Genomic DNA, 21,871 nt, shown 5'->3' with positions numbered 1-21,871 from the left:
CCTCGTCGGCTACCCGTCGCGCAGCTCGCGGCGGAGGATCTTGCCCGTGACCGTCTTCGGCAGCTCGTCCACGAGGACCACGCTGCGCGGGTACTTGTAGGCGGCCATGCGCTCCTTGCAGTGCGCGATCAGCTCGTCCTCGGTGACCGTGGCGCCGGACTTCAGGCTGACGAAGGCCTTCACCGTCTCGCCGCGCTTCTCGTCCGGGACGCCCACCACCGCCGACTCCCGGACCGCCGGGTGTTCGGCCAGGACGTCCTCGACCTCCCGCGGCCACACCTTGTAGCCCGACGCGTTGATCATGTCCTTCTTGCGGTCGACGATGAACACCCAGCCCTCGGGGTTCATGAAGCCCACGTCGCCGCTCTTGAGCGCACCGCCGGGCAGGTTGGCGGCGGTCTCCTCCGGCTTGCCCCAGTACCCGGCGACGACCTGCGGCCCGTCGGCGACGATCTCGCCGATCTCGCCCAGCGGCAGGTCGTTGCCGTCGTCGTCCTGGATGCGGACGATCGTGTTCGGCGCCGGGACGCCGACCGACAGCGCCCCCGACGTCGGGTCCACGGGGGACGGCGAGCCGAACGGCGTGACCGTCATGGGGGAGGTGGTCTCGGTCAGGCCGTAGGCGTTGTGCACCTGCGTGCCGGTCGCCTTCAGGAAGCCCTGCTCGGCGGTGGGAGAGATCGCCGCGCCGCCCGAGTAGATCGACGTGAACGAGTCGAAGTGGTCCTTGCTGAACCCCGGCGCGTTCAGCAGGGCACTGAAGGCCGTGATCGCGCCGATGGTGAACGTGGGCCGGTGCTCGGCGAACGCGTCGAGCACGACCTGCGGTTCGAACCGGTAGGCGAGGACCAGCGGCGCCGGCACCAGCAGGCTCACCGCGATGTGCCCGATCAGCCCGGTGATGTGGAACAGCGGTGCGATCCCGAAGATCGCGCCGTCCCGGCCGGCGTGCACCCAGTCGCGGTAGACCTGCGCGGTGAAGACGACGTTGCGGTGGGTGTTCATCGCGCCCTTGGGCACACCCGTCGTCCCGGAGGTGTACGTCAGGAACGCGACGTCGTCCGGGCCCAGCTCCACCGGCGGTGGGACCGTCCCTCCGTGCGCGGCGGCGAACTCGCTGAAGTCCGTCGTCCCCTCGTGGCGCTGCCGGCTCGTGCCGGCGAACAACCGCTCGTCGTTCCGGCTCTGGAACTCCAGCTCGCTGGTGGTGAGCACCAGGCGCACGTCGGTGTCCGGGACGACGTCCTTCGCGACCTCCCCGTACAGCGACTCCAGGGACACCAGGACCGTGGCACCGGAGTCCTTCAGCAGGTAGGACAGCTCGCGCGTGCGGCTCATCGGGTTGATCGACACCATGACGCCGCCGGCCTTCCAGGCCGCCACCATCGAGATGACGAACTGCGGGACGTTCTGCAGGTAGACGGCCAGCCGGTCGCCGGGCGCGAACCCGTTGGCGAGCAGGCCGGCGGCCAGCCCGTCGCTGAGCTCGTCGAGCTCCTGGCGGGTGAGGACGCCGTCGAAGTACCGCAGCGCGACGGCGGAGGGGTCCTTCGCCACGCCGGCCCGGAACATGCTCAGGGCGTCGTCGAACTCGATGTCGTAGTCGGCGGGCTGGTCGCCGTAGAGGGCCAGCCACGGACGCTCGTCGTAGGCGCTCATGGGTGCGGCTACTTGATGACGACGGGGTTGACCGGCGAGCCGCTGGCCTTCGAGACCTTCAGCGGCGCCGCGACGTAGAGGAATGCGTACCGGCCGTCCTCGGCGCAGTCGGCAGCGAGCTCCTCCAGATCGGTGATCTCGGTCAGCGTGACGCCCAGATTGCGCATCAGGGCGTTGTGCAGCACGAGGGCGACGCCGTTGTTCGGGTCGAAGGTGACCTCGTTGGCGATGGTGTCGGTGACCAGGTTCGGGATCTCCATGTTCTGGAACCACTGGACGAGCTCGGGGCTGTAGACCAGGCCCGGCTCGTTGAACCCTTCGTAGAAGGCATCACCCTGTTCGAAGAACAACCGCAGGAAGTTCGTCCGGATGATCAGGATGTCGCGCTTCTGGATGGGGGTGCCCTGCGCCTCCGCGCACGCCATGAGGTCCTCGTGGGTGTAGGTCTCGGCCTTGTCGAGGTTCTCCTTGCCGCGGAAGCGGGCCATGTCGAGGAGGACGGCCCGGCCGACGACGCCGCGCTGGGCGATCGGCTCCACGCTGGCCTTGTCCAGCCCGCCGACGGTGGTCCGGGCGTCGTAGCCGTTCCAGATCTGGCCGTCGTACCAGACGTGGCCGAGCCCGTCGTACTGCGTCGAGCCCTGCAGGAAGGCGTTGATCTTGTCGTCGGCGTAGTGCAGCCCGCCCGGGTAGGCCGCCCCCTTGCCGCCCTCGTCCCAGTCGCTCTCATCGAGGATCTGCGTGCGCTCGGCCGGGGTGCGGCCGGGCCAGACCGGATCGCCCTTCGGGTCGCCGATCAGCCGCTGCAGGGTGAAGACCTTGCCCGCGCTGACCAACTGCACCGCGGCCAGCACCTGCTCCGGGCCCAGGTAGTTGAGCGCGCCGATCTCGTCGTCGGGCCCCCACTTGCCCCAGTTCGTCGGAGCGTCCTTGAGGAGCTCGCCGAGGGCCGGAGCAGTCGCGGGGGAGTCGGTCACGGGGGCCTCCAGGGATGGGCTCGGTCAGGCAGCGGAATGCGTCCCCGGACTATCTCCCCGGTGTGGTGCGGACCACAACCGCGTGCAACATTCGGTGCAACTGACCGCAGCAGAACCGCCGTCCGACCGCCGAGAGGGATGCCATGAGCGCCGCCGTGCCCGCGAACCCGGAGAGCGTCTTCACCTATGGCGCGCCGCTGCTGAAGTTCGGAAGCGGGGCCTCGGACGAGATCGGCTACGACCTCAGCCGGTACGGCGTCCAGCGGGTCCTCGTGGTCACCGACGCGGGCCTGGCGGCGACCGGGATCCCGCAGCGGGTGGCCGACCAGATGACCGGGTTCGGCATCGAGGCGCGGGTGTACGACGGCGTCCACGTCGAGCCGACGGACGTCAGCCTGATCGCCGCCATCGAGGAGGCGCGGTCGACCGGTCCCTGGGACGCCTTCGTCGCCGTGGGCGGTGGCTCGAGCATCGACACGGCCAAGGCCATCAACCTGCTCACGACCAATCCCGGTGAGCTCATGGACTACGTGAACGTGCCGGTCGGAAGGGGAGAGGCGCCGTCGCAGCCGCTGAAGCCGCTGGTCGCCGTCCCGACGACGACGGGCACCGGCTCGGAGAGCACGACGATCTGCATCATGGACGTCATCTCCGCGAGGGTGAAGACGGGGATCAGCCACGCCCGCCTGCGCCCGACGCTTGCCGTCATCGACCCCGATCTCACCCGCACGCAGCCGCCCGGGGTGACCGCGGCCTCGGGCATGGACATCCTCTGCCACGCGCTGGAGAGCTACACCGCCCGCTGGTACACGACCTACGACCGGAAGACCCCTGATCAGCGGGTGCCCTACTGCGGATCGAACCCGATCTCGGACATGTGGTCGGAGAAGGCGCTCACCCTGATGGCCGGCTCGTTCCGGCGGGCGGTCCGGCACGGCGACGAGGTGCAGGCGCGATCGGACATGGCCATGGCCGCGACCTTCGCCGGCATGGGATTCGGCAACGCCGGGGTGCACATCCCGCACGCCAACGCCTATCCGATCGCCGGACAGGTCAAGGACTTCCATCCCAAGGACTACCCGGCCGAGGAGCCGATGGTCCCGCACGGCATGTCGGTGGCGCTGACCGCGCCGGAGGCCTTCCGCTTCACCTTCGAGGCGTCCCCGGAGCGGCACGTGCGGGCGGCCCAGCTGCTGGCGCCGAACGCGGGTCTGCCGACCGCCGCGGAGGAGTTCCTGCCCATGGTCCTGGTGGACCTGATGCGCGACATCGACATCCCGAACGGTGTGGGTGCCGTGGGCTTCGGGGAGAACGACATCCCCGACCTGGTCGAGGGGACGATGAAGCAGCAGCGGCTGCTCGCGACCAGCCCCCGTGACGTCACCGAGGACGACATCGCCGGCATCTTTCGCCGGTCGATGTCGCTGTGGTGATCAGCCGAGCCGGACGACGCTCTTCGTGACCTGCGCGGCGGCGACGACCTGCCCGTCCACCGTCGCCTCCGCGCGCATGAACGCGACCTGCCGGCCTCTGCGCAGCACCGTTCCCGTGATGTCCACCCGCGCGTCGGCGGCGACGGGCCGGAGCAGGGACACGGTGAGGTCGTGGGTCACCGCGTGCTCCTCGTCCGACAGGGACGGCAGCAGGGCCAGGAACGACGCGACGTCCATCAGCGTGTAGACCACGCCGCCGTGCAGCACCGTCGCCTGGTTCCGCGTCGGCTCGGCCACCGGGAACCAGATGCCGGCCGACGGCTCGGAGACGTCGCGCAGCTGCATGCCGAGGAAACGGTGCAGCGGGATGTCGAGCACGGCCTGCACTCGGCTGGCGAGCACGCTGTCGGAAAGCACAGAACCACCTCTCGTCGGGGTTCTGCCGAGCTTCGCACGGGGGCCCGGCCCGCGTGCTGGGCCACCCCTGCGGCGCGCCTCTCCGCTCGTCGAGTGCCGGGTCGCGGGGCCACCGTTGCGATCGGCACAAGATCGGAGCAGCCTGTCGGGGGCCAGGTCGGAGCGGCCTCTGGCCCGTCGTGGCCGACGACTCGTCGGATCTACGCCGACATGCCGGGTGTGGTCCCCCCGATGCATGCTTGGCGCGTGAGCCGGCCCGTACAGGAATCAGTCCAACGGACGGCGAGCACGCGGTCGTACAAGGGGCACGCCGTGCACGCCGCTCTGGGGGTGCACGAGTACGCCGTCGAACTCGCGCGGGCCGCCCTTCCGGACGGCGGGCGGATCCTGGAGGTCGGTGCCGGGTGCGGCGCTCTGACACTGCGGCTGCGGGAGGCCGGGTTCGACGTCGTGCCCACCGATCTCGATCCTCCGCACGACTGGATCTTCCGCCTCGACCTGAACGCTCCCGAGTGGACCGACGAGACCCGGGGCCCCTTCGACATGGTCGTCTGCATCGAGACCCTCGAGCACGTGGAGAATCCGCGGCAGGTGCTGCGGTCGATCCGGTCACTGCTCGGGGCGGGCGACCGGCTGCTGGTGAGCACGCCGAACGTCAGGCATCCGCACTCGCGGCTGAAGGCGCTGCTGACCGGCGACCCGTTCCTCTTCGGACCCGACCTCTACCACCGGCCCGGCCACATCTCGATCCTCCCGGACTGGATGCTGACCGAGCACCTGCGGCAGGCGAGGTTCGACCGCATCGAGGTGCGCCGCGGCGGTAGCGCCGAGTACAGCGGCGCCCGTCTCCTCGTGCACCGGATCGAGCTGTCGCTGCTGAGCCTCGTGGGCCTGCGCGCACGAGCGGACCGAGGGGAAGGCATCTGCGTCTTCGCCACCGCGGTCGCCGCCTGACAGTGAGTATGTAGGGGGACGGGGACCGACGATGCGATCGGTCGGCCCCCTTGAGCCCAGCACTGCTCTGCCACGCTCAGCTCCCTCATCGAGAGAGCGTCAAGGATCAGCCGAAGCACCGTCGGCCATCAGCCACCCACTGCGCATGCTGCATCTGGTCGTCATGGTTCCAGGCTCACGCTATCCAGTTGCGCGTGGCCGGGGCCCACGTCGCCGTGTCCGGCACGGTTGTTGTGTCGAGCAGCGGGTCGGCGAACCGCACGGTGGCTTTGAGGAGTTCGCCGAACTGCTCGGGCAGCCGGTCTTGCAGATGTTGGCGATCGGGCCACCGGCGGTAGCGGGTCTGGGCGAGCTCGGCGTAGCCGTCGAGGATCCCGCGTAGCGGCCGAAGGTCTGCGCCGCGGTGGGCGGCCACCGTCAGCAGGGCCCCTCGTGCGGCCCGTGCGTCGAAGGAGTGGGAGCCGGTCAGCAGGTAGATGTCGCCGAAGTCCCGCCAGCGGGTGCTCGCCGTGCCGCGCTGAGCGGCGGTGACCACCTTCTCTGCGAGCACCATGGGGATCGGTAGCCGAGCAGGTCGATCTGCCCGCCCAGCAGTCGCGGAACGTGCACCGTCTCGGGCTGCGGCCAGATCGGGTCGCCGACGTTGACGTCGACGTGAAAGGTCTCATGGGCGGTGGCGAGCCGGGCGCGCAAGGTGACTCGCACGCCGTTGTACTCGTCCTCGTCTCGGATGGACTCGGCGTGAACGTCGGAGGTGTCGAACTCGAGCCCGTCGTCCTGGCCGGGCGGTAGGACGGTTCGGGCCACCTCGGCGACCAGCTGACGGACATGGTCGATCTCCCGAGATTGAGCCAGCGCGGCGAAGTCGATGTCTGCGGTCGGGCGGCGCAGGTCATAGGCAGCCAGCAGCACGCCACCCTTGAGGACGAGGTGGCGGGCATGCGGCGACGCGGCGAGCCGGGTCAGGAATCCTTCGAGCGCGTACAGGCGCAGGTACTCGGCGGTGGCGCGGCCGGCCTTCTTGGCTTCGGACCGTAGGTCCAGGTATGCGCGGCCATCGGGTGTGGCGCGGGTGGCGTTGACGCGGCGCGGCAGGGTCACAGCAGGACCTCCAGAGCCTGCCGAAGCGACGAAGTCGCACGGGGAAAGGACTTCGCGATACGGAGCAGCTCGACCGGTTGTCCGCCGCGTCGCAACCAGCGGCGAAGCGCTTCATAGGCCAGGTCCGGGCCGACCGCACCGCGCATACGGAAGACGTCGACGATGGTGCGCGGAGCACTGTAGAGGCCGATCTCCGTGTCATCGTCGAGGGCCAGTCGGTCACGACCGATACGAAAGGTGTCCGTCGCGAAGCTGTGCCAGTGAACCGGAACGTCGACGTGCGGGTGCCAGGTGCCGCGCGGCAGCGCGACGTCGTGTTCGATCGGGATGGTGTCGGTCAGCCCGTGCTCGGCCAGTGCCGACGTCAGGCAGAGGGTGGCTTCGGGGGCCCGTTCCGCGATTGTGACGAGGTCCAGGTCGGCCAGGGGTGCGCTGGTCTGGCGGTATAGGCCGCGGCCGATCGCTTCGACGTCGCCACGGTCTCGCAGCCGGTACAGCTCGTGCTTGGTCAGACCGGCTGCACGCGCCTGCGAGTAGGTGAACGTCGCTGGCAGACCGCTCCAGGCCATCACATCTCCTCGGAACTAACCAATACAGACAGGGTGCAACTGTAAAGGAAAGTTCCGTGCGATGGATGGTGGCCGCACGGGCGCGTGTCCCGGCCGGCAGCACGACCAGGTCATCGACAGAACCCGCTTCCCAGCGCGTGTCATGCTTCCCCGCCTGACGCAGTCCCAGCCTGTACGAGCGCTGTGCCGCACCGGATCTGCGTGTGCTTTGGGCGTACGGCCTGGTGGTGGGGCGGGTGGGGCTCGAACCCACGACCCAGGGATTATGAGCACTTCCCGGCTGAACGCTGTGCTGACCTGCGTAAACGCAGGTCGCCAGCGAGCGTGCAGCACCCAGTACCCGGCTGTAACGCGATCTGGCGGAATCACCACCCATTGACGATGATCGCTCGGCCTGACGCAGCTGCCCACGACATGGCCATCCTGGACCCGGTCACCGGCCTTCGGCAGCCGAACGGCCCGAAGCGAGCGGGCCTTCCTGTAGAGGCCGTCAGCCGTGATCCGCCGCGACTGAACCAATGTCATCTGCGACGGCGACGACGGGGTCACCGACGATGCGCTCCTCGCCATCGACTGCTGGAGAGGTCACACCCACGTCGACTCGGCTCCACAGGGAAAGGATCCGCCAGCGGAGGCTGTGGAAGCTGGCTCGCTGTCCACAGGACGGTCCTCGTAGCGTTCTGTCGTCATTACGTCGGTGCAGCTTTACGTTATGAGCGAGCCAACTGATACGGAACGGCGTACCTGCCGGTTTCCCGGTTGCCGACGGCCGACGGCAGCCTCGCAATCCGGGGCAGGCCGCCCGCCGGAGTACTGCGACGACAGCGCGCACAATCGGACCGCCGCCTGGCACGCCCGTCGCCGGCTGCGCATGGAGCAGTCCGGGCACGCGGCCGAGATCGACCAGCGGCCGATTGATGCCGCGCGACAGCGGGCAAGTGAGTTGCACGGCCAGATCGCCGGCATGATCGAGCACTTGACTCAGCAGCTGAAGGTGTTGCTCGAGGAGCTGCGGACGGTGGCCGATCCGGAGGCCGCCCAGCTACAGATCGAAGCTGTGACGAGTGAGGCGGCCGAGCAGGTGGCGACCGCCGTGGCTCGCGCCAGCCGGGCCGAGCAGGCGCAACAGTATGCCGAGGCCGAGCGCGCGGAGGCCGACGCCGCCGCTGAGGATGCCTCTGCGCTGAGCGAGCAGCTCCGTACCGGGCTAGAAGAGGCTCGCCAGCGGCTAACGCAGGCCGAGACCGAGCGAGACAGGCTGAACGCCGAGCTGATCATCGTCGAGGCGCGGCTGGTCGAGGCACACGGCGACCGCGACGCCGCGGTCCGACGAGCGGAAACCGCGATCATCGCCCAGTCCGAGGCGGAAGCGCGATCCCGCAACGCTGTCGAGCGGGCTGACGCGGAGTCAGCGCGCGCTGCCCGTGCCGAGGATGCGGTCGAGTCGGTACGTCGGGGCCTGGCGCAGGCTGACCAGCAAGTCGCAGAGCTCCGTGACGAGGTCAGCGACCTGCGCGGGAAGCTGGCGGCGATGACCGCCCAGCGGGACGCTGCCGTACACGACGCCGAGCGCGAGAAGACCCATGGCTACCAGCGAGTCGACGACCTGCGTGCCCGTCACGAGGAGGAGAACCGCCGGGTGCGCGAGGAACTCGCGGAGTCGCGCGGAGAGCTCAATACGGCGCGCGACGAAACCCTTGTGCAGCGCAGCAGAGCTGACCGAGCCGAAGCCCGACTCGACAACGCCCTAACCACCAAGGCGCGGCGCCCCCAGTCACCCGCGGGACGCGCACGGCGTCGAGGCGATATCGCGGCCACAGGAACCGAAGAGACCCGCGACTGACACTGGAGCACCGCGGCCGAGCTTGTTCTGCGCGCCTTGCGCGGTGATGGAGGCGGCGACGAAATCGCCCCATGGGGACCGGCGCCCTGCTGCCGTGCCATAGATGTTGCTCGGGGAACCCACCGCCAACGGTTTCGGATGGACGTCACAGTCAAAGGGTGGCCGCGAGTAGAAAGCCCGCCGCGAGGGCAGGGCCGTAGGGGAAGGTGCTTTGGCGACCTCCGCCACGCATCAACGTGATCACGGCCTGCGTCACGGTGATCAAGGTGAACGCGGCGAGGGCCAACAACAAGCCGTGATGCGTGGCGTGTCCGAGACCCAAACCACCAAGCATAGCCAGGCGAACGTCGCCGAACCCTGCTCCCGCGAACCGCCAGCACAACAGCAGGACAACCCCCGCCGCCACAGCAGCGAGGCCGCTGAAGAACAGGCCGCGCCAGTCACCGTGCATGGCGAAGCCGACGGTCAGCAATACGCCGGTGACGACGGCGGCCTGCCGGACGAGTGGTGTCGGGATGCGTTGGGTGACCGCATCGCAGGAGGCTGCGGCGACCAAGGCGCATCCCCAGACCAGCAGGGCAGGCACCAGCCACCACGTCCCCGCACGATGGGACGTCACGATCGCTGCGGCCCCCGCCCCGCCACCGGCGGCGGCGCTGGCCATCGCCAGGCCCGGACGGACAGCGTCGATCCGCGCCAGCTGCGCGAGTCCGTGCGTAGTAAGCCGGGGCGTAGCCGCGGCGCCGAACAGCGCTCCCGCCACCGAGGCGACCATCCACGTGCCGTTCATCCGCTGGCGGCCACCCTCGCCTCCACAGGGATCTCGTCGCGTTCCTCGCCGCGCGGACCCTGTGGATATCTGCGCCACCCCAGCTTGCGGTGCGGCAGCGTGTCACCAGCGCGCGGTACACCCAGACGGGGAGGACGAGTGACGGACCCAGGGACGAACTGTCACCCGAAAGGGTGGGAAGGCGACGAGGGTCACACGTCTGTTCAGTACGGAGGGCAACCTCGGTCGACGGACGGTGACGCGCTAGGAGGTGATCAGGCGTGACGGTGATACGGACGGCAGCGGGGGCAGCCGCAATGCTCCTGGCGCTGACGGCCTCGGGCTGTTCGTCGTCCGCTCCCGGCTCGTCGAGTTCGCCGACTTCCGGTACCTCGACCTCCCGCCCGTCGAGCCCCGCGCCGACCACTCCCAACCCCGCCGAAGAAGCGCAGGCACAGGCGGTCGCCCTCGTTCCGGACTACCTGGCCACGATCGACGACCTGTACCTCGACCCGTCACTCCCGCTCGACGGGATCTACCAGGTCGCGGTGGCTCCGGAGGCCACTGCCCAGGCCACAGCGATCGGCAAGTTCCGTTCCCAGGGCTACCGCCAGACCGGTAGGTCGCAGCTGGTGACTGCGTCGGCCGCCAGCACCGACCTCTCGAACAGTCCCGCCGCTTCACCGTTACCTGTCTTCCCGACCGTCGTCGTCACCGCCTGCGTCGACGTGGGCGAGGTGGACGCGATCGATGCCTCCGGGACGTCCATCGTGCCTTCAGGTCGTCCGAGGTACCTCATCCAGCAAGTCACCGTGGTGAACCCGAACTATCCGGACACGTCGTCGTGGCGGGTCAGCGAGGCTCCGAACAGGCAGGCGCAGTCGTGCGACGAGTAGCCCTCGCCCTGGCGGCTGCGCTGCTGTGCGTCTGCGCCTCGCTGGTCCTTTCGCCAACTGCTGTCGCTGATCCGGCGACCTGCCAGCAGTACGACTCGCACGGCATCTGTGTGATCGAAGTCGAGACGGGCGACCATGACGGTGGGACGGCGGCCCCACCGGGCGCGACGACTCCCGGCGGCGGCGGTGGCGGCACGTCTGCGGCTGTCTGCACGGTCAGCCCCTCCGGCACCGTCATTCCCTGCCAGGACGGCCAGGCATGGTGGGCACAGGACATGCAGTGCTACGTGGAGGCGATGGCCCATCAGCCTCCGAAGAACTCGCCCATCTGGGGCGGTCGCACGGATGGCGCCATCTACAGCTGCCTCTCCTACACCGGCGGTGGGGCGTTCCCCGGTACCAACGGCTTCACCTTCTGGTCGGCGACTCCGCCGGCGGCTCCGGCCGCGATCGATCCAGCGCAGCTCGCGCTACAGGCGCTCAGCACACTGACGGTGCCGTCACCGACGACGGGCCGGTATCCGGCCGGCACTCTGCAGGACGGGCAGCCGTTCACGGTCGTCAACGCCTACACCTGGTTCTGGACCGACCCGGGATCGTTCCGAGCGCTGACCGCACGTGCCGACGCTGGAGGCGTGTGGGCGGAGGTGAGCGTGGCTCCGACGGCGCTGTCGTTCACGCCGGGCGATGGGGCTTCCGCGGTGTCGTGCCCGGGTCCTGGTGTGGTCTGGCAGCCGGGCGACGGGGTGTGGGCCGCGTCGCCGGCGGGCTGTGACTACCGGTACCCGCACTCATCGATCCACCAGGCCGATGGGCGGGTGACGGCGACGTACGGCATCCAGTGGTCGGTCACCTGGACGTCGTCGACGGGCGCCACCGGCACGCTGCCGGACCTGACGACGACCTCGAACGCGACGTTCGCGGTAGCGGAGGTGCAGTCGGTGGTTATCAGGTGACAACACGAGTCGACGGGATGGCGGCGCCGGCGGCCGGGCGCTATGCGGCTCCGGCGCCAGGGGCAGCGCCGCCGCCGGCGCCTCCGGTGCGTACCGCAGCGGCGAGGAGACGTGCCAGCCGCAAGTCGCTGGTCCTGAGCGTGCTGCTCGTGCTGCTCGGGGGGCTGTTGGCCCTCGCCGCCGGCCAAATGCTGACCGCGCGCACCGAGGTGCTGGCGGTCGCCCGAGACGTGCAACTGGGCTCGACGATCACCACGGAGGACCTGACGGTCGCGAACGTGACGTCGGATCCCAACCTGTCACCGATCCCTGCCTCGCAGCTGTCACAGATCGTCGGGATGGTCGCCCAGGTTCCACTGACCCGGGGAGAGCTGCTGACCGGCGCCCAGGTCGGCCCGGACAGCGGGTTCACGGCGGGGGAGATGCTGGTCGCCCTGCCATTGAAGGAGGGGCAGTTCCCGGCCCGCGGGCTGAGCCCAGGCCGGCAGGTACTGATCGTGGCGACGCCCGGCAGTACCGGCTCGACCAGCGGCAGCGGTACCCCGGCTGCCGGCACAGACGGTGCCCGTGATCAGCAGATCGACGCGACGGTCGCCGAGGTCGGTCCGCTGAACCAGGCCACACAGGTGACGGTGATCGACGTGCGAGTCAGCGCGGACGACGGCGTGCGGGTGGCCGAGCTGGCATCGACCGGCAACCTGGCGTTGATCGTGCTGCCGGCTGGGCGGTGAACTGATGCTCACCGTCGTGACCTCCGGGAAGGCCGCGCCCGGGGTGACCACCTCGACCTGGGCGTTGGCTCTGGCGTGGCCCGGGCCGTTGCTGGTCGCCGACTGTGACCCGGCAGGCGGGGACATGGCGCCGGGGCTGCTGGCCGGCCGGGTCAGCGCCGACCGGGGACTGCTGTCATGGTCGACGGCGGCCCGGCGGGGTGTCCCGGCGATGCAGGCCGCCACCATGGTCGCCGAGCATGCGGTGCAGCTTCCCGAGCAGCCGCAGGTGTGGCTGCTTCCAGGAGTCACGACCGCCGCGCAGGGCACCTCGTTCACCGCCGAGGCGTGGGAGCGGTTGGCGTCGGCCCTGAAGACGTCAAGTGCGTCGATCGGGCGGGACGCCTTGGTCGACGCAGGACGCCTGGTGACCGACCGCGGCTGCTGGCCGGTGCTGCGGGCCGCCGACCGGGTGCTGGTGGCGGTGCGGCCCAGCGTCCGGTCGGTGCACGCGGCGCAGGATGCGACGCAACGACTGCGCCACGAGCTCGGCGACCTGGCGAAGGTCACCGCACTCGTGGTCGGGGACGGGCCGTACTCCGCGGGCGAAGTGACCAAGGCGTTGGACCTGCCGCTGGGCGGCACGTTGCCCTATGACCGGACCGCAGCGCAGGCGCTCTCCGACGGTGCGACCGTCAGTCCGAAGACTCTGCACCGGTCGGCACTGCTCCGGGCGGCGTCATCCCTGGCCGAGACGCTGACCAGTCCGACGGAGGCGTCCCGCGTCGCCGAGGCGGTGGCCGGATGAGCACCGAGGACACCGCGTCGCCGCGGTTGGGAGTCGCGGCCGCCCGCGACCTGTCGCGGCCCGCTCGGGAGCGTCCGCCGCTGCCGGCGCCGGAGCAACTGGCTGCGGCGGACGCGCAGCGGCCGGCGGCCGCGCCGGTCGACGCGACGCCCGTCGAAACCAGGGAGGTCAGCAGCAGCGAGTACCGCATCGTGGTGGAGCTGCGTGACCGGGTGTCGACCCGGTTGACGGTGGAAGACAGGAACTACGCCCCGGGCCCGCGGCGCGAGCTGACCCGGAAGTTGATCCGCGACGAGTACGACCAGTGGCTGCTGCACGAGGCCAACCTCGGCCGTCCGGCTCCGGCAGTGACCACCGAGGACAGGATCTTCGCGGCCGTGCTGGCCGAGCTGGACGGGCTGGGGCGACTGGCTCCGCTGCTGGCCCGGGACGACGTGGAGGACATCCACTTCGAGGGCTGTGAGCCGACGATGCTGCGGATGGCCAGCGGTCAACTGGTGCCCGGGCCGGCGATCGCCTCCAGCGACGAGGAGCTCGAGCAGCTGCTGCGGTCGATCGGTTCACGGTCGGACGACGGGCAGACCAGCCGCGAGTTCTCCTCGGCCAACCCCATCCTGAACGTGCGGCTGAAGGGCGTGACCGAGCTGGGCGCCCGGCTACAGGCGGCGATGGACGTGCTCCCGCGCCCGGCCGGGGTGATCCGGGTGCACCGGTTCAGTGATCCGAGCCTCGACGACCTGCACGAGATGAACATGGTCGACTCACCGATGCGAGCCTTCCTGCATGCCGCGATCCTCGCCGGCGCATCGCCGCTGGTCAGTGGAGCGCCGGGGGTCGGCAAGACAACGCTGCTGCGTGCGCTGGGCAACGCGATCCCGTGGAGCAACGTGGTCATCACCGTGGAGGACGAGCGGGAGCTTGGTCTGCACCTGCCTCGGTGGGATTCCGACCACCGTCAGCTGGTCAGGCGGCACGCGGTGTGCCGGACGTTCGAGTCCCGGCTGCCCAACGCCGAAGGTCGAGGCGGGTTCGACATGGGGGATGCGCTGCACCTGGCGCTGCGCGCGTCCCCGACCTGGGTGCTCGTGGGGGAGGTCCGCGGCGCCTACGTGACCGCTCTGCTGGAGGCCGCGACCAGCGGCATCTCGTCGGTCATGTGCACGATTCACTCGCCGTCGGCCGACGGCGTGTTCGACAAGGTGCTGATCAACGCGCTGAAGGCGCATCCGGCGCCGTCCCCGGAGCTGGTCCTGCGCTCGCTGGCCGCCCTGAACCTGGTCGTGCACGTGCATCGCGACCGCGACTACGCCCGGTACGTCTCGGGCATCTACGAACTCGGCCCGATCGGCGACTCCGGTCGACCGGACCTCAAGCCGATCTTCGCGCCCCGCGCCGAGGACGGGCGCGGGCAGGCCACCGGGCCAGGGATGCTCAGCGAGTCACTGGCCGAGCGGCTGACCGCGGTCGGCTTCGACCTGAACTGGCTGCACCCGGGCGCCTCGGACTGGCACACCGGTCCCCACCGCCGTGAGCGTGCGTCGTGACCGCCGGTGGGCTGCTGCTGACCCTGGCCGGGCTGCTGCTCTCGGCCGGCCTGGTCGGCGTCGTCGGGGCGGTGCGCGGCGTCTCCTTCCTTCCGGAGCGCTCGCCGTCGGTGCGCTCATCCTCGCGGCGACGAGCCACTCCACTGCTCCCCGGTGCTTTGGCCGCCGGCGTGCTCGTCCTACTGGTCACCGGCTGGCCGGCCGCGGCACTGGGCGCTGCCGGCGGCGTCGTGTTCATCCCGAAGGTGCTCGGCGGCAGCAAGGAAGCCAAGCGGCTGATCGCCACGTCCGAGGCGCTGGCGGACTGGACGCGGCGGCTGGCCGACCTGATCAATTCCGGCGCCGCCGGGTCGACGCGCGATGCGCTGCGTCGCTCCCTGAACTCGGTGCCGGAGCCGATCGCGCCGGCGGTCACCAACCTGGTGACCAGGATGGGACCGCAGGGCACCGAGACGGCCCTGCGGCAGTTCGCCCGCGAGATCGACGACCCGGCCGCCGAGAAGATCGCCATGGTGCTCATCCTGCGGGAGCGCAACGGTGGGCCGGGGCTCGCCGAGGTGCTCACCGCGCTGGCCGCCGACCTGGACGACCGCTCCCGCATGGTCCGTGAGGTGGAGTCCGAACGCGCCAAGCCGCGGTCGAACATGCGCACCATCGTCGTGGTGACCCTGGTGCTGGTGGTCGGGATGACGCTGTTCGCCCGGACCTTCCTGTCGGGCTACTCGACGCCGTTCGGGCAGATCGCCTTGCTGGCGGTGGTGGCGATCTTCACGACGTCGCTGCGATGGATGCGCCGGTTGTCCGAGCCGGTCAAGCCCCCGCGGGTGCTCTTCGACCCCGACCCGGCTCCGGTGAACCCGTGACCGGGCTGCAGACAGCCACCCTCGCCGGGATGCTCATCGCTGGCGGCCTCGTACTCGCGGTCCGTGCGCTGCGTCCGGCGCCGCCGTCGCTGGTGGCCGCACTGGAGCAGTTGGCGGCCGAGCCAACCGTGCGAACGGCGCCGACGTCCACTCGAGACCGGTGGGACTGGCTGCCGGTGCCGGTGCCGGTGGCTCGGGCGTTGGACGGGCATCTGGGCGTTTCGGACGCCGACCTGGCGATCATCGGCTGGACCCGCGCTCAGCTCGCGGCCCGCAAGCTGACCCTGGCACTCGCCGGATTGCTGACCCCGTCGCTGTTCGGCCTGGTGTTCGTGCTGCTCGATGTTCCGGTGCCCTTCGTCCTGCCCGCCGCGGTCGGGCTGGGGATCGCCGTCGTTGGGTGGTTCTTGCCCTCGGCCGAGGCCCGTGAGTTGGCGGACAAGGCGCGGGTGGAGTTCCGGAGCAACCTCGAGTCTTTCCTCACCCTGGTGGCCGGTGAACGTCGGGCGCGAGGCTCGGTGGAGCAGGCACTGGAGGAGGCCGCCGAGATCTCAGGCAGCATGCCGTTCGTCCGCATGCGCCGCGCCATCCGCCGTGCAGCGCTGTCCGGCCGAAAACCGTGGAGCGAGCTGCGTGACCTCGGCGAGGAGCTGCAGGTCGCCGAGCTGCGCAACCTCGCGGACATCGCGGCAGTGGCCGCGGACGGTGCCTCGGTCTACAACACCCTCCTGGCCAGCGCCCGCACGCTTCGGCACGCCGAGCTGTCCGACGCACGTACCGAGGCAAACCAGGTCAGCGAGCGGATGTCCCGCCCACTGGCCCTGCTGGTCACCGGGCTGACCTTGTTCGTGCTCGTGCCCTTCATGCTCCGCATGTTCGGGATCTCGTCCTGACCGCACCGCCAACCGGGAGGCTTCCCATGTTCCAGCTCACCATCCGACGTCGGGGTGCCCAGGCCGTCGTTGCGCAGTGCGTCACGGCCCTGTCTGTCATGGCCCTGTCGGTCCTGGCCTGGCTGCGCGCCGATCAGGTCACCGACGACCGAGGCTCGGACTCCTCGGAGAAGGCGTTCATGGTCATCCTGGCCATCGCGCTGGGCGGCGCCGTCAGCGCAGCGGCCATCGCGTTCGTGGCCAGCAAGACGTCGCTGTTCCAGTAGAACCGGCAGCCGTTCCATGCTCGAGGCGCGTACTCCGGACCGTGCGGCATCCTCGCCGCGCGGTCCGGTCGCGCGTCCAGGATCCCGCCGAGACCGCGGCCGCGGAAGCGAGCTGGGCTCATCCAGCGTCGAGTTCGCGATCCTGTTTCCCATCATCGTCGCGCTGCTGTTGGCCGGCCCGCAGCTCGCGCTGTGGTACTTCGCCCGGGAAGCGGCCGACGCCGCGGCGCACGTCGGAGCCCGCGCCGCCAGCGTCCACGGGGCGGTCGGGGGAGCGGGGCAGGCTGCGGCGGACACGTACTTGGCCAGACTCGGGACCGGCGCGATCACCGGCTACTCGGTGACCGAGTCCGACACCGCCACCACGGTCACGGTGCACGTCACAGCCAGCGTGCCCAACGTGATCCCCCTGCCCGGCTTCGCCCCGACCGTCGATGTCACCGTGGTGCGCGGCAAGGAACGCTTCACCACACCGGACTCACCATGAGGCGCGACCTGCAACCGGCCACGAACGGCCGTCAAAAGCCGCGGCGGGACGACCGAGGCTCGGAGTCGGTCGAGCTGGCGATCCTGCTGCCGGTCGGGCTCCTCTTGGTCGCCATGCTGGTGGTCGGCGCCCGGATCGCGTTGGCCGGCGACCGCATGAGCGGCGTCGCCGGCATCGCGGCCCGGGACGCCTCGCTGGCCCGATCGGCCGCCGCGGCCCAGCAGATCGCCACCGACACCGCCGCCACCGCACTGGCCAGCCAGGGCCTGCACTGCATCGACGTCCAGGTCAGCGTCGACACCGCGGGGTTCACCGCGCCACCGGGCACCTCGGCATCGGTCACCGTCGTCGTGTCGTGCACCGTCAACCTGTCCGACATTGGTGGAGTTGCCGGCCTGCCCGGCTCCCGGACGCTGCACGACAGCGCCACCAGCCCGCTCGACCCTGCCCGGGACCTGTCGTGACACCCCGCCCGCATGTCAGCGCTCGGTTCCGGGACGACCGCGGGTCGGTGGCCGTGCTGTTCTGCTTCATCGTGCTCATCGTCGGCGTCCTGGTCACCGCACTCGTCGACGCAGGGACCGCGATCCAAGCCGCCAACCGCGCCGACACATACTCGGCTGAGGCAGCCCGCGCGGCCAGCATCGCCATCGGCCCGGTTCCCACCGGAGGCAGCACCGACGCGCAATTGGCGGCGACCGCGGCCCGCTCCTACCTCGAGCAAGCCGGCGCGACCGGCACGGTGACCGTCACCGGCCCCGGCATCGTCGAGGTCAGTGTGACCGTCACAGACTCGACACCCTTGCTCGGCATCGCGGTAAGCCAGACCCGCGTGCACACCGCCCAGCTGCTGGTCGGGGTCACCTCCGGTGAGGGATTGTCGTGACCGGCCACGCCGCCCGCCTGCTCAGGGCCGCCGGTGCCCTCATGGCGCTGCTCGCCGTCGTCGTCGGCGTACCGGTGCTGATGGCGGTGCTTCATCTGGTGCCGGAGACCTTGCCGTCGCTGGACGAGGTCGGCGCCGTCCTGACGTCCCGCGACAACGGGCAGCTGGCTGGACTCGTCCTCGCGGCCGGCGTGTGGGTGTGCTGGGCACTGTTCACGGCCGCGACAGTGGCGGAGGTCGTGGCGTTCGCTCGCGCACGGCCGGTTCCGGCGCTACCTGGCCTCGGGATCTTCCAGCGTCCGGCCGCCGCCCTGGTCACCGCCGTCGCGGTCGGCTTCACCGTCGCTCCGCTGGCCGGCACCCCCGCAACCACCGCAACGGCACCGCCGCCGCTGCCGGTCGCGACCGCATCCACCGTCGTCCCGGCGTCGGCGCAGTACGCCAGCGCGCCCGTCAAAGCGCAGACACCGGTCGCGTACGCCATGCCGGACGAGTACGCGCCTCCGGTCGCGACCACGACCTACCAGGTGCAGCGCCGGGACACTCTGTGGGCGTTGGCCGAGCGGCATCTCGGGGACCCGCTGCGCTATCCGGAGATCGCCAGGCTCAACCCGACCGCGGTCGGTTCGGACAACGAGATCCTTCCGGGCACGGTGCTGGTGCTGCCGCCTGACGCGGTCGGCCTGCCGCCGATGGGCCTGGCCCCGGACACCGCGATGACCGTCGAGGACGTCACGGTGGAACCCGGTGACACCCTGTGGGACCTCACGGAGGAGATCACCGGCAGTGGGCACAACTGGCAACAGGCCTGGGAGCTCAACCGGGGACGCAGCCAACCCGGAGGCGCCACCTTCACCGACCCGTCACTGATCCGACCGGGCTGGACGCTGCGCATCCCGGGCCCGGCCGGTCCTGGGACGCCCGCGCCCAGCGCACCGTCGCCTCCTGCAGGCGAACCGGCACCGCCCACGACCGAGCCGGCACCGCCATTAGCGCCAGTCCCGAGCACCGCCCCTCCAGCTGACCCGACCACGCCGGGCACCAATGCGCCGCCTCCGGCCGCGCCCAGTTCGGCCACCAACGCCCCGACCTCGTCTCCCACGGCTGCACCGAGCAGCGCCGAGCCGTCGCCCGCGAGGCCTGACGAGGCCTCGACGGGTAGCACCTCGGACCTGCCGATGATCGCCTTCGCCGGCGGTGGGCTGCTGCTGGCCGGCGCCTCGCTGACCGCGCTGCTGCGCTACCGCCGCAGGCAGTTCCGGCAGCGACGTCCCGGCCGCACGATCGGCAGCACGCCACCAGAGCTGCTGCACGTTGAACGAGCACTGCAGAGGGCCGGCAGCGCCGGCAGTGCCGACGTCACCTGGCTTGATCAGGCGCTGCGCGCCCTGGTGCAAGCCCTGGCGAGCGTCGACGGTGCTCGCCTGCCCGACGTGGTGGCGGCCTGCATGACCGACGACGTCCTGACTCTGGTACTCACCGAGCCAGCCTCGGAGGTCCCGGAGCCGTGGACGGTGGACGCGGCCGGTACCCGCTGGTCGATCCGGCGCGATGATCCGCTGACGTATGACGAGCAGCGGCGGCCGTACTTCTTCGCACCGTTCCCCATGCTCGCGTCGGTGGGCTACACGGCCGAAGGCGAGCACTGGTTGCTCGACCTGGAACGGGTCGCGACCCTGTCCCTCTTCGGGGACGCCGAACGATGTCTGAATCTGGCCCGGTTCCTGGCTGCCGAGCTGGCGCACAACACGTGGTCGGAGATGCTGCAGGTGACCCTGGTCGGCTTCGGCAAAGAGTTGGCCCAGATCAATCCCGACCGGCTGACCTACACCGACGACGTCGAGAAGGCGATCGCGGTGCTCGGCGGCCAGGTCCAGTCGGTCACCGAAGCCATGCAGATGGCCGATGTCGACGTGCTGTCGGGCCGGTTGCGCGACGTGGCCGGCGACGCGTGGGCGCCGCACGTGCTGCTCATCGCCCCGGATGTGGCAGAGGACAGCGCCGGGCTGGAACGGCTGCTGACCGCCATGAAGCAGCAGCGCGCCCGCGGCGCGGCCGCGTTGGTGCTCATCGACGACCCGGACCACGCGGACGCCGCCCGCTGGCAGCTGACTGTCGATGAGGCCGGCACGCTCACTATCCCCGCCCTGGGAGTCGAGCTGATCGCGCAGCAGATCCCGGCCGACGAGGCCGCGCAGCTGGCCCAGGTGCTCGCGCTGGCTACCGTCACCGACGACCGCCCGGTCCCACCCTCTCGCGGTGATGAGTCCTGGGACGAGCACGCCGACGCCTGCGGCGGCCTTCGAGTCAACCCGTCCCGCGCCGCCCGGCGAACGCCACCGGCGCCGGCCGAGGCGGAGGACGTGCCGGTGGCCTGCCAAACAGGCATAGCGGCCCGGATGACGAACTCGGTGCTGCCGCTGTCCGCGCAGACCTACCTGGACCGAGCCGCGACCACGGAGCAGGATCTGCAGGCACTGGCTCCGGCCACCGACGAAGGCATCCGCGGCCAGGTCGAGGGCGCCGACCCTGCCCTGGACGCCGACCTCGCCGACTGGGCCGACCCGTCCTGCCCGCGGCCGAAGTTGACCCTGCTCGGCCCGGTCGAAGTGCGGGCGCAGGGCACGCTGCCCGAGCGCAACCCGCGGCGGCAGTTCTACACCGAGATCGTCGCCTACCTGGCCACCCGGCCCGGCGGCGTGACCAGCGAGCGCTACGCCACCGCGATGTGGCCCAACGAGCACGATGTCGTCGGCAAGACCAAGGTGCGGCAGTCGATCTCGATCGTGCGCGCCTGGCTGGGCGCCAACCCGGCGACTGGCCGGGACTACCTCCCGTCGGGGGTCACCGCCGGTGGGCTTGGCCGCTACCGCATCGACGACGTCCTCATCGACGCCGGGCTGTTCCGCCGACTCCGAGTCCGCGGGCTGGCCCGCGGTGTCGATGGGATTGCCGACCTGCGCGCCGCTCTCGACCTTGTTACCGGGCGGCCGTTCGACCTGTCCCCGTTGCGGCAGGGTGCGCCCGGCGGCTACAGCTGGCTGGTCGAGGAGAACTCGCGGCTAGACCACGAGTACGCCGCCATGATCGTCGACGTCGCGCACACCGTCGCGACGCACCACCTAGCCGCCGGTGAGCCTGCGCTCGCTGCGGCCGCCGCGCACGTGGCGCTGAAAGCCGGCAGCTACGAGGACGTGCCGCTGCTCGACCTGGTCGCCGCCTGCGACGCGCAGGACAACCGGGCGGAGGCCGACGCCTACGTTGCCCGCATTCTGGCCAATCACGATGCCGAGGTGGAAGAAGACCTTCCACCCAGAACCGCCGAGATCCTCTTCCGCCGACAGTGGATCAGCAGGGCCGGTTGACCGACGACGGAGCTGGCTCGAGGTGCGAACCGCTACGGATGGGCCGACGAACCTGCACAACTTCGAGTAGCCGTCCGGACGGCGGTAGGACAATCAGTGCTCTGCCCACGGGGGAGGGAAGGCTCGAGCCATTCGGCGCGGCAGTGCCTGCTGCAGCGTCGCCGCCTGCGGGACCGAACCGCGTGCCCCGCATAGCCCCCGGTCATTGGGCATCTTCTCGCGCGGGTCTTCCGGGACGGGGATCCGGTGATCCCTCACTGACCTCCACCATTCCCACACGAGGTTCGGCTTCGGCACCACCTGTTGAAGGACCCCGAGCCGATGACCGGAGCAGGGCGAAGCCAGGGCGAGACTTCCCGGCTCAGCGCCGACTTTCTTCACCGTCGGGTTTGCAATCTTCACCGCCATCCCGGTCAACGTGACGGCGTGACCAGGGCCCGGCCGGCTCGGGGTGGGACTGTCGGGCTGCGCAACG

22 protein-coding genes are annotated in these 21,871 nt (G+C 70.5%); 15 read left to right on the top strand and 7 right to left on the bottom strand.

Features of this window, described 5'->3' with window-relative positions:
• Nucleotides 1-9: 9 nt before the first annotated feature.
• A complete protein-coding gene (locus FHU33_RS15960) occupies nucleotides 10-1,659 on the bottom strand; it encodes an AMP-binding protein (protein ID WP_142026213.1) in 1,650 nt (549 codons plus the stop codon).
• Between the two features lie 8 nt (nucleotides 1,660-1,667).
• A complete protein-coding gene (locus FHU33_RS15955) occupies nucleotides 1,668-2,636 on the bottom strand; it encodes a cyclase family protein (protein WP_142026212.1) in 969 nt (322 codons plus the stop codon).
• Between the two features lie 143 nt (nucleotides 2,637-2,779).
• Here FHU33_RS15955 and FHU33_RS15950 point away from each other — a divergent pair, with 143 nt between their 5' ends.
• The gene (locus FHU33_RS15950; protein ID WP_142026211.1) at nucleotides 2,780-4,069 is read left to right on the top strand and encodes a hydroxyacid-oxoacid transhydrogenase; all 1,290 of its coding nucleotides are present in this window, start codon (nucleotides 2,780-2,782) and stop codon (nucleotides 4,067-4,069) included.
• Here the strand turns inward: FHU33_RS15950 and FHU33_RS15945 are convergent, their stop codons facing one another.
• A complete protein-coding gene (locus FHU33_RS15945; protein ID WP_142026210.1) occupies nucleotides 4,070-4,486 on the bottom strand; it encodes a PaaI family thioesterase in 417 nt (138 codons plus the stop codon). It abuts the gene before it with no gap.
• Between the two features lie 312 nt (nucleotides 4,487-4,798).
• Between FHU33_RS15945 and FHU33_RS15940 the strand changes: the two genes are divergently transcribed.
• On the top strand, nucleotides 4,799-5,440 hold the full coding sequence (locus FHU33_RS15940) for a class I SAM-dependent methyltransferase (RefSeq protein ID WP_246063707.1): 642 nt from the start codon (nucleotides 4,799-4,801) through the stop codon (nucleotides 5,438-5,440).
• A gap of 175 nt (nucleotides 5,441-5,615) precedes the next feature.
• Here the strand turns inward: FHU33_RS15940 and FHU33_RS26240 are convergent, their stop codons facing one another.
• From FHU33_RS26240 to FHU33_RS15930, 3 genes are read right to left on the bottom strand one after another with little or no spacing between them, the layout of a single operon-like run.
• Nucleotides 5,616-5,975, bottom strand: a complete 360-nt coding sequence (locus FHU33_RS26240; protein WP_211355150.1) for a hypothetical protein — start codon at nucleotides 5,973-5,975, stop codon at nucleotides 5,616-5,618.
• Nucleotides 5,906-6,541: a nucleotidyl transferase AbiEii/AbiGii toxin family protein gene (locus FHU33_RS26235; RefSeq protein ID WP_211355149.1), complete on the bottom strand. Its 636-nt coding sequence runs from the start codon at nucleotides 6,539-6,541 to the stop codon at nucleotides 5,906-5,908. The genes FHU33_RS26240 and FHU33_RS26235 overlap by 70 nt, the downstream gene beginning before the upstream one ends.
• Complete coding sequence (locus tag FHU33_RS15930) at nucleotides 6,538-7,110, bottom strand: type IV toxin-antitoxin system AbiEi family antitoxin domain-containing protein (RefSeq protein WP_142026208.1); 573 nt, start codon at nucleotides 7,108-7,110, stop codon at nucleotides 6,538-6,540. The genes FHU33_RS26235 and FHU33_RS15930 overlap by 4 nt, the downstream gene beginning before the upstream one ends.
• An 871-nt stretch (nucleotides 7,111-7,981) precedes the next feature.
• Between FHU33_RS15930 and FHU33_RS15925 the strand changes: the two genes are divergently transcribed.
• Nucleotides 7,982-8,953: a coiled-coil domain-containing protein gene (locus tag FHU33_RS15925; protein ID WP_142026207.1), complete on the top strand. Its 972-nt coding sequence runs from the start codon at nucleotides 7,982-7,984 to the stop codon at nucleotides 8,951-8,953.
• Between the two features lie 151 nt (nucleotides 8,954-9,104).
• Here FHU33_RS15925 and FHU33_RS15920 read toward each other — a convergent pair whose 3' ends face one another.
• The gene (locus FHU33_RS15920) at nucleotides 9,105-9,743 is read right to left on the bottom strand and encodes a peptidase (protein ID WP_142026206.1); all 639 of its coding nucleotides are present in this window, start codon (nucleotides 9,741-9,743) and stop codon (nucleotides 9,105-9,107) included.
• 260 nt (nucleotides 9,744-10,003) lie between these two features.
• On the opposite strand from FHU33_RS15920, the gene FHU33_RS15915 reads away from it, so the two are divergent.
• The 12 genes from FHU33_RS15915 (at nucleotide 10,004) to FHU33_RS15860 (ending at nucleotide 21,396) form a co-directional block, all read left to right on the top strand.
• Nucleotides 10,004-10,618: a hypothetical protein gene (locus tag FHU33_RS15915; RefSeq protein WP_246063705.1), complete on the top strand. Its 615-nt coding sequence runs from the start codon at nucleotides 10,004-10,006 to the stop codon at nucleotides 10,616-10,618.
• Nucleotides 10,619-10,893: 275 nt separating this feature from the next.
• Nucleotides 10,894-11,574 (top strand): hypothetical protein, encoded by a 681-nt coding sequence (locus FHU33_RS15910; protein WP_246063704.1) that lies wholly within the window; start codon nucleotides 10,894-10,896, stop codon nucleotides 11,572-11,574.
• 86 nt (nucleotides 11,575-11,660) lie between these two features.
• On the top strand, nucleotides 11,661-12,305 hold the full coding sequence (locus FHU33_RS15905) for an SAF domain-containing protein (protein WP_246063702.1): 645 nt from the start codon (nucleotides 11,661-11,663) through the stop codon (nucleotides 12,303-12,305).
• A 4-nt stretch (nucleotides 12,306-12,309) separates the two neighbouring features.
• A complete protein-coding gene (locus FHU33_RS15900) occupies nucleotides 12,310-13,092 on the top strand; it encodes a CpaE/TadZ family protein (RefSeq protein ID WP_142026203.1) in 783 nt (260 codons plus the stop codon).
• Nucleotides 13,089-14,636, top strand: coding sequence for a TadA family conjugal transfer-associated ATPase (locus tag FHU33_RS15895; RefSeq protein WP_142026202.1), 1,548 nt, complete (start codon nucleotides 13,089-13,091; stop codon nucleotides 14,634-14,636). Before FHU33_RS15900 ends, FHU33_RS15895 begins: the two co-directional genes overlap by 4 nt.
• Nucleotides 14,633-15,499, top strand: a complete 867-nt coding sequence (locus tag FHU33_RS15890) for a type II secretion system F family protein (protein ID WP_142026201.1) — start codon at nucleotides 14,633-14,635, stop codon at nucleotides 15,497-15,499. The genes FHU33_RS15895 and FHU33_RS15890 overlap by 4 nt, the downstream gene beginning before the upstream one ends.
• The gene (locus FHU33_RS15885) at nucleotides 15,496-16,392 is read left to right on the top strand and encodes a type II secretion system F family protein (protein ID WP_142026200.1); all 897 of its coding nucleotides are present in this window, start codon (nucleotides 15,496-15,498) and stop codon (nucleotides 16,390-16,392) included. The genes FHU33_RS15890 and FHU33_RS15885 overlap by 4 nt, the downstream gene beginning before the upstream one ends.
• A 98-nt stretch (nucleotides 16,393-16,490) precedes the next feature.
• Complete coding sequence (locus tag FHU33_RS15880; RefSeq protein ID WP_246063700.1) at nucleotides 16,491-16,658, top strand: hypothetical protein; 168 nt, start codon at nucleotides 16,491-16,493, stop codon at nucleotides 16,656-16,658.
• 112 nt (nucleotides 16,659-16,770) lie between these two features.
• Nucleotides 16,771-17,145: a TadE family protein gene (locus FHU33_RS15875; RefSeq protein WP_281281678.1), complete on the top strand. Its 375-nt coding sequence runs from the start codon at nucleotides 16,771-16,773 to the stop codon at nucleotides 17,143-17,145.
• Complete coding sequence (locus FHU33_RS15870; protein WP_142026197.1) at nucleotides 17,142-17,609, top strand: TadE/TadG family type IV pilus assembly protein; 468 nt, start codon at nucleotides 17,142-17,144, stop codon at nucleotides 17,607-17,609. The genes FHU33_RS15875 and FHU33_RS15870 overlap by 4 nt, the downstream gene beginning before the upstream one ends.
• Entirely contained in the window at nucleotides 17,606-18,031 is a 426-nt protein-coding gene (locus tag FHU33_RS15865) for a pilus assembly protein TadG-related protein (RefSeq protein ID WP_246063697.1), read from the top strand. The genes FHU33_RS15870 and FHU33_RS15865 overlap by 4 nt, the downstream gene beginning before the upstream one ends.
• The gene (locus tag FHU33_RS15860; protein WP_142026196.1) at nucleotides 18,028-21,396 is read left to right on the top strand and encodes a LysM peptidoglycan-binding domain-containing protein; all 3,369 of its coding nucleotides are present in this window, start codon (nucleotides 18,028-18,030) and stop codon (nucleotides 21,394-21,396) included. The genes FHU33_RS15865 and FHU33_RS15860 overlap by 4 nt, the downstream gene beginning before the upstream one ends.
• The last annotated feature ends 475 nt before the right edge of the window (nucleotides 21,397-21,871 follow it).

It is taken from the genome of Blastococcus colisei, assembly GCF_006717095.1.
Taxonomy (GTDB): domain Bacteria; phylum Actinomycetota; class Actinomycetes; order Mycobacteriales; family Geodermatophilaceae; genus Blastococcus_B; species Blastococcus_B colisei.
The sequence above is the reverse complement of the archived record's forward strand: the minus strand, read 5'-3'. Positions and strand labels throughout refer to the sequence as shown.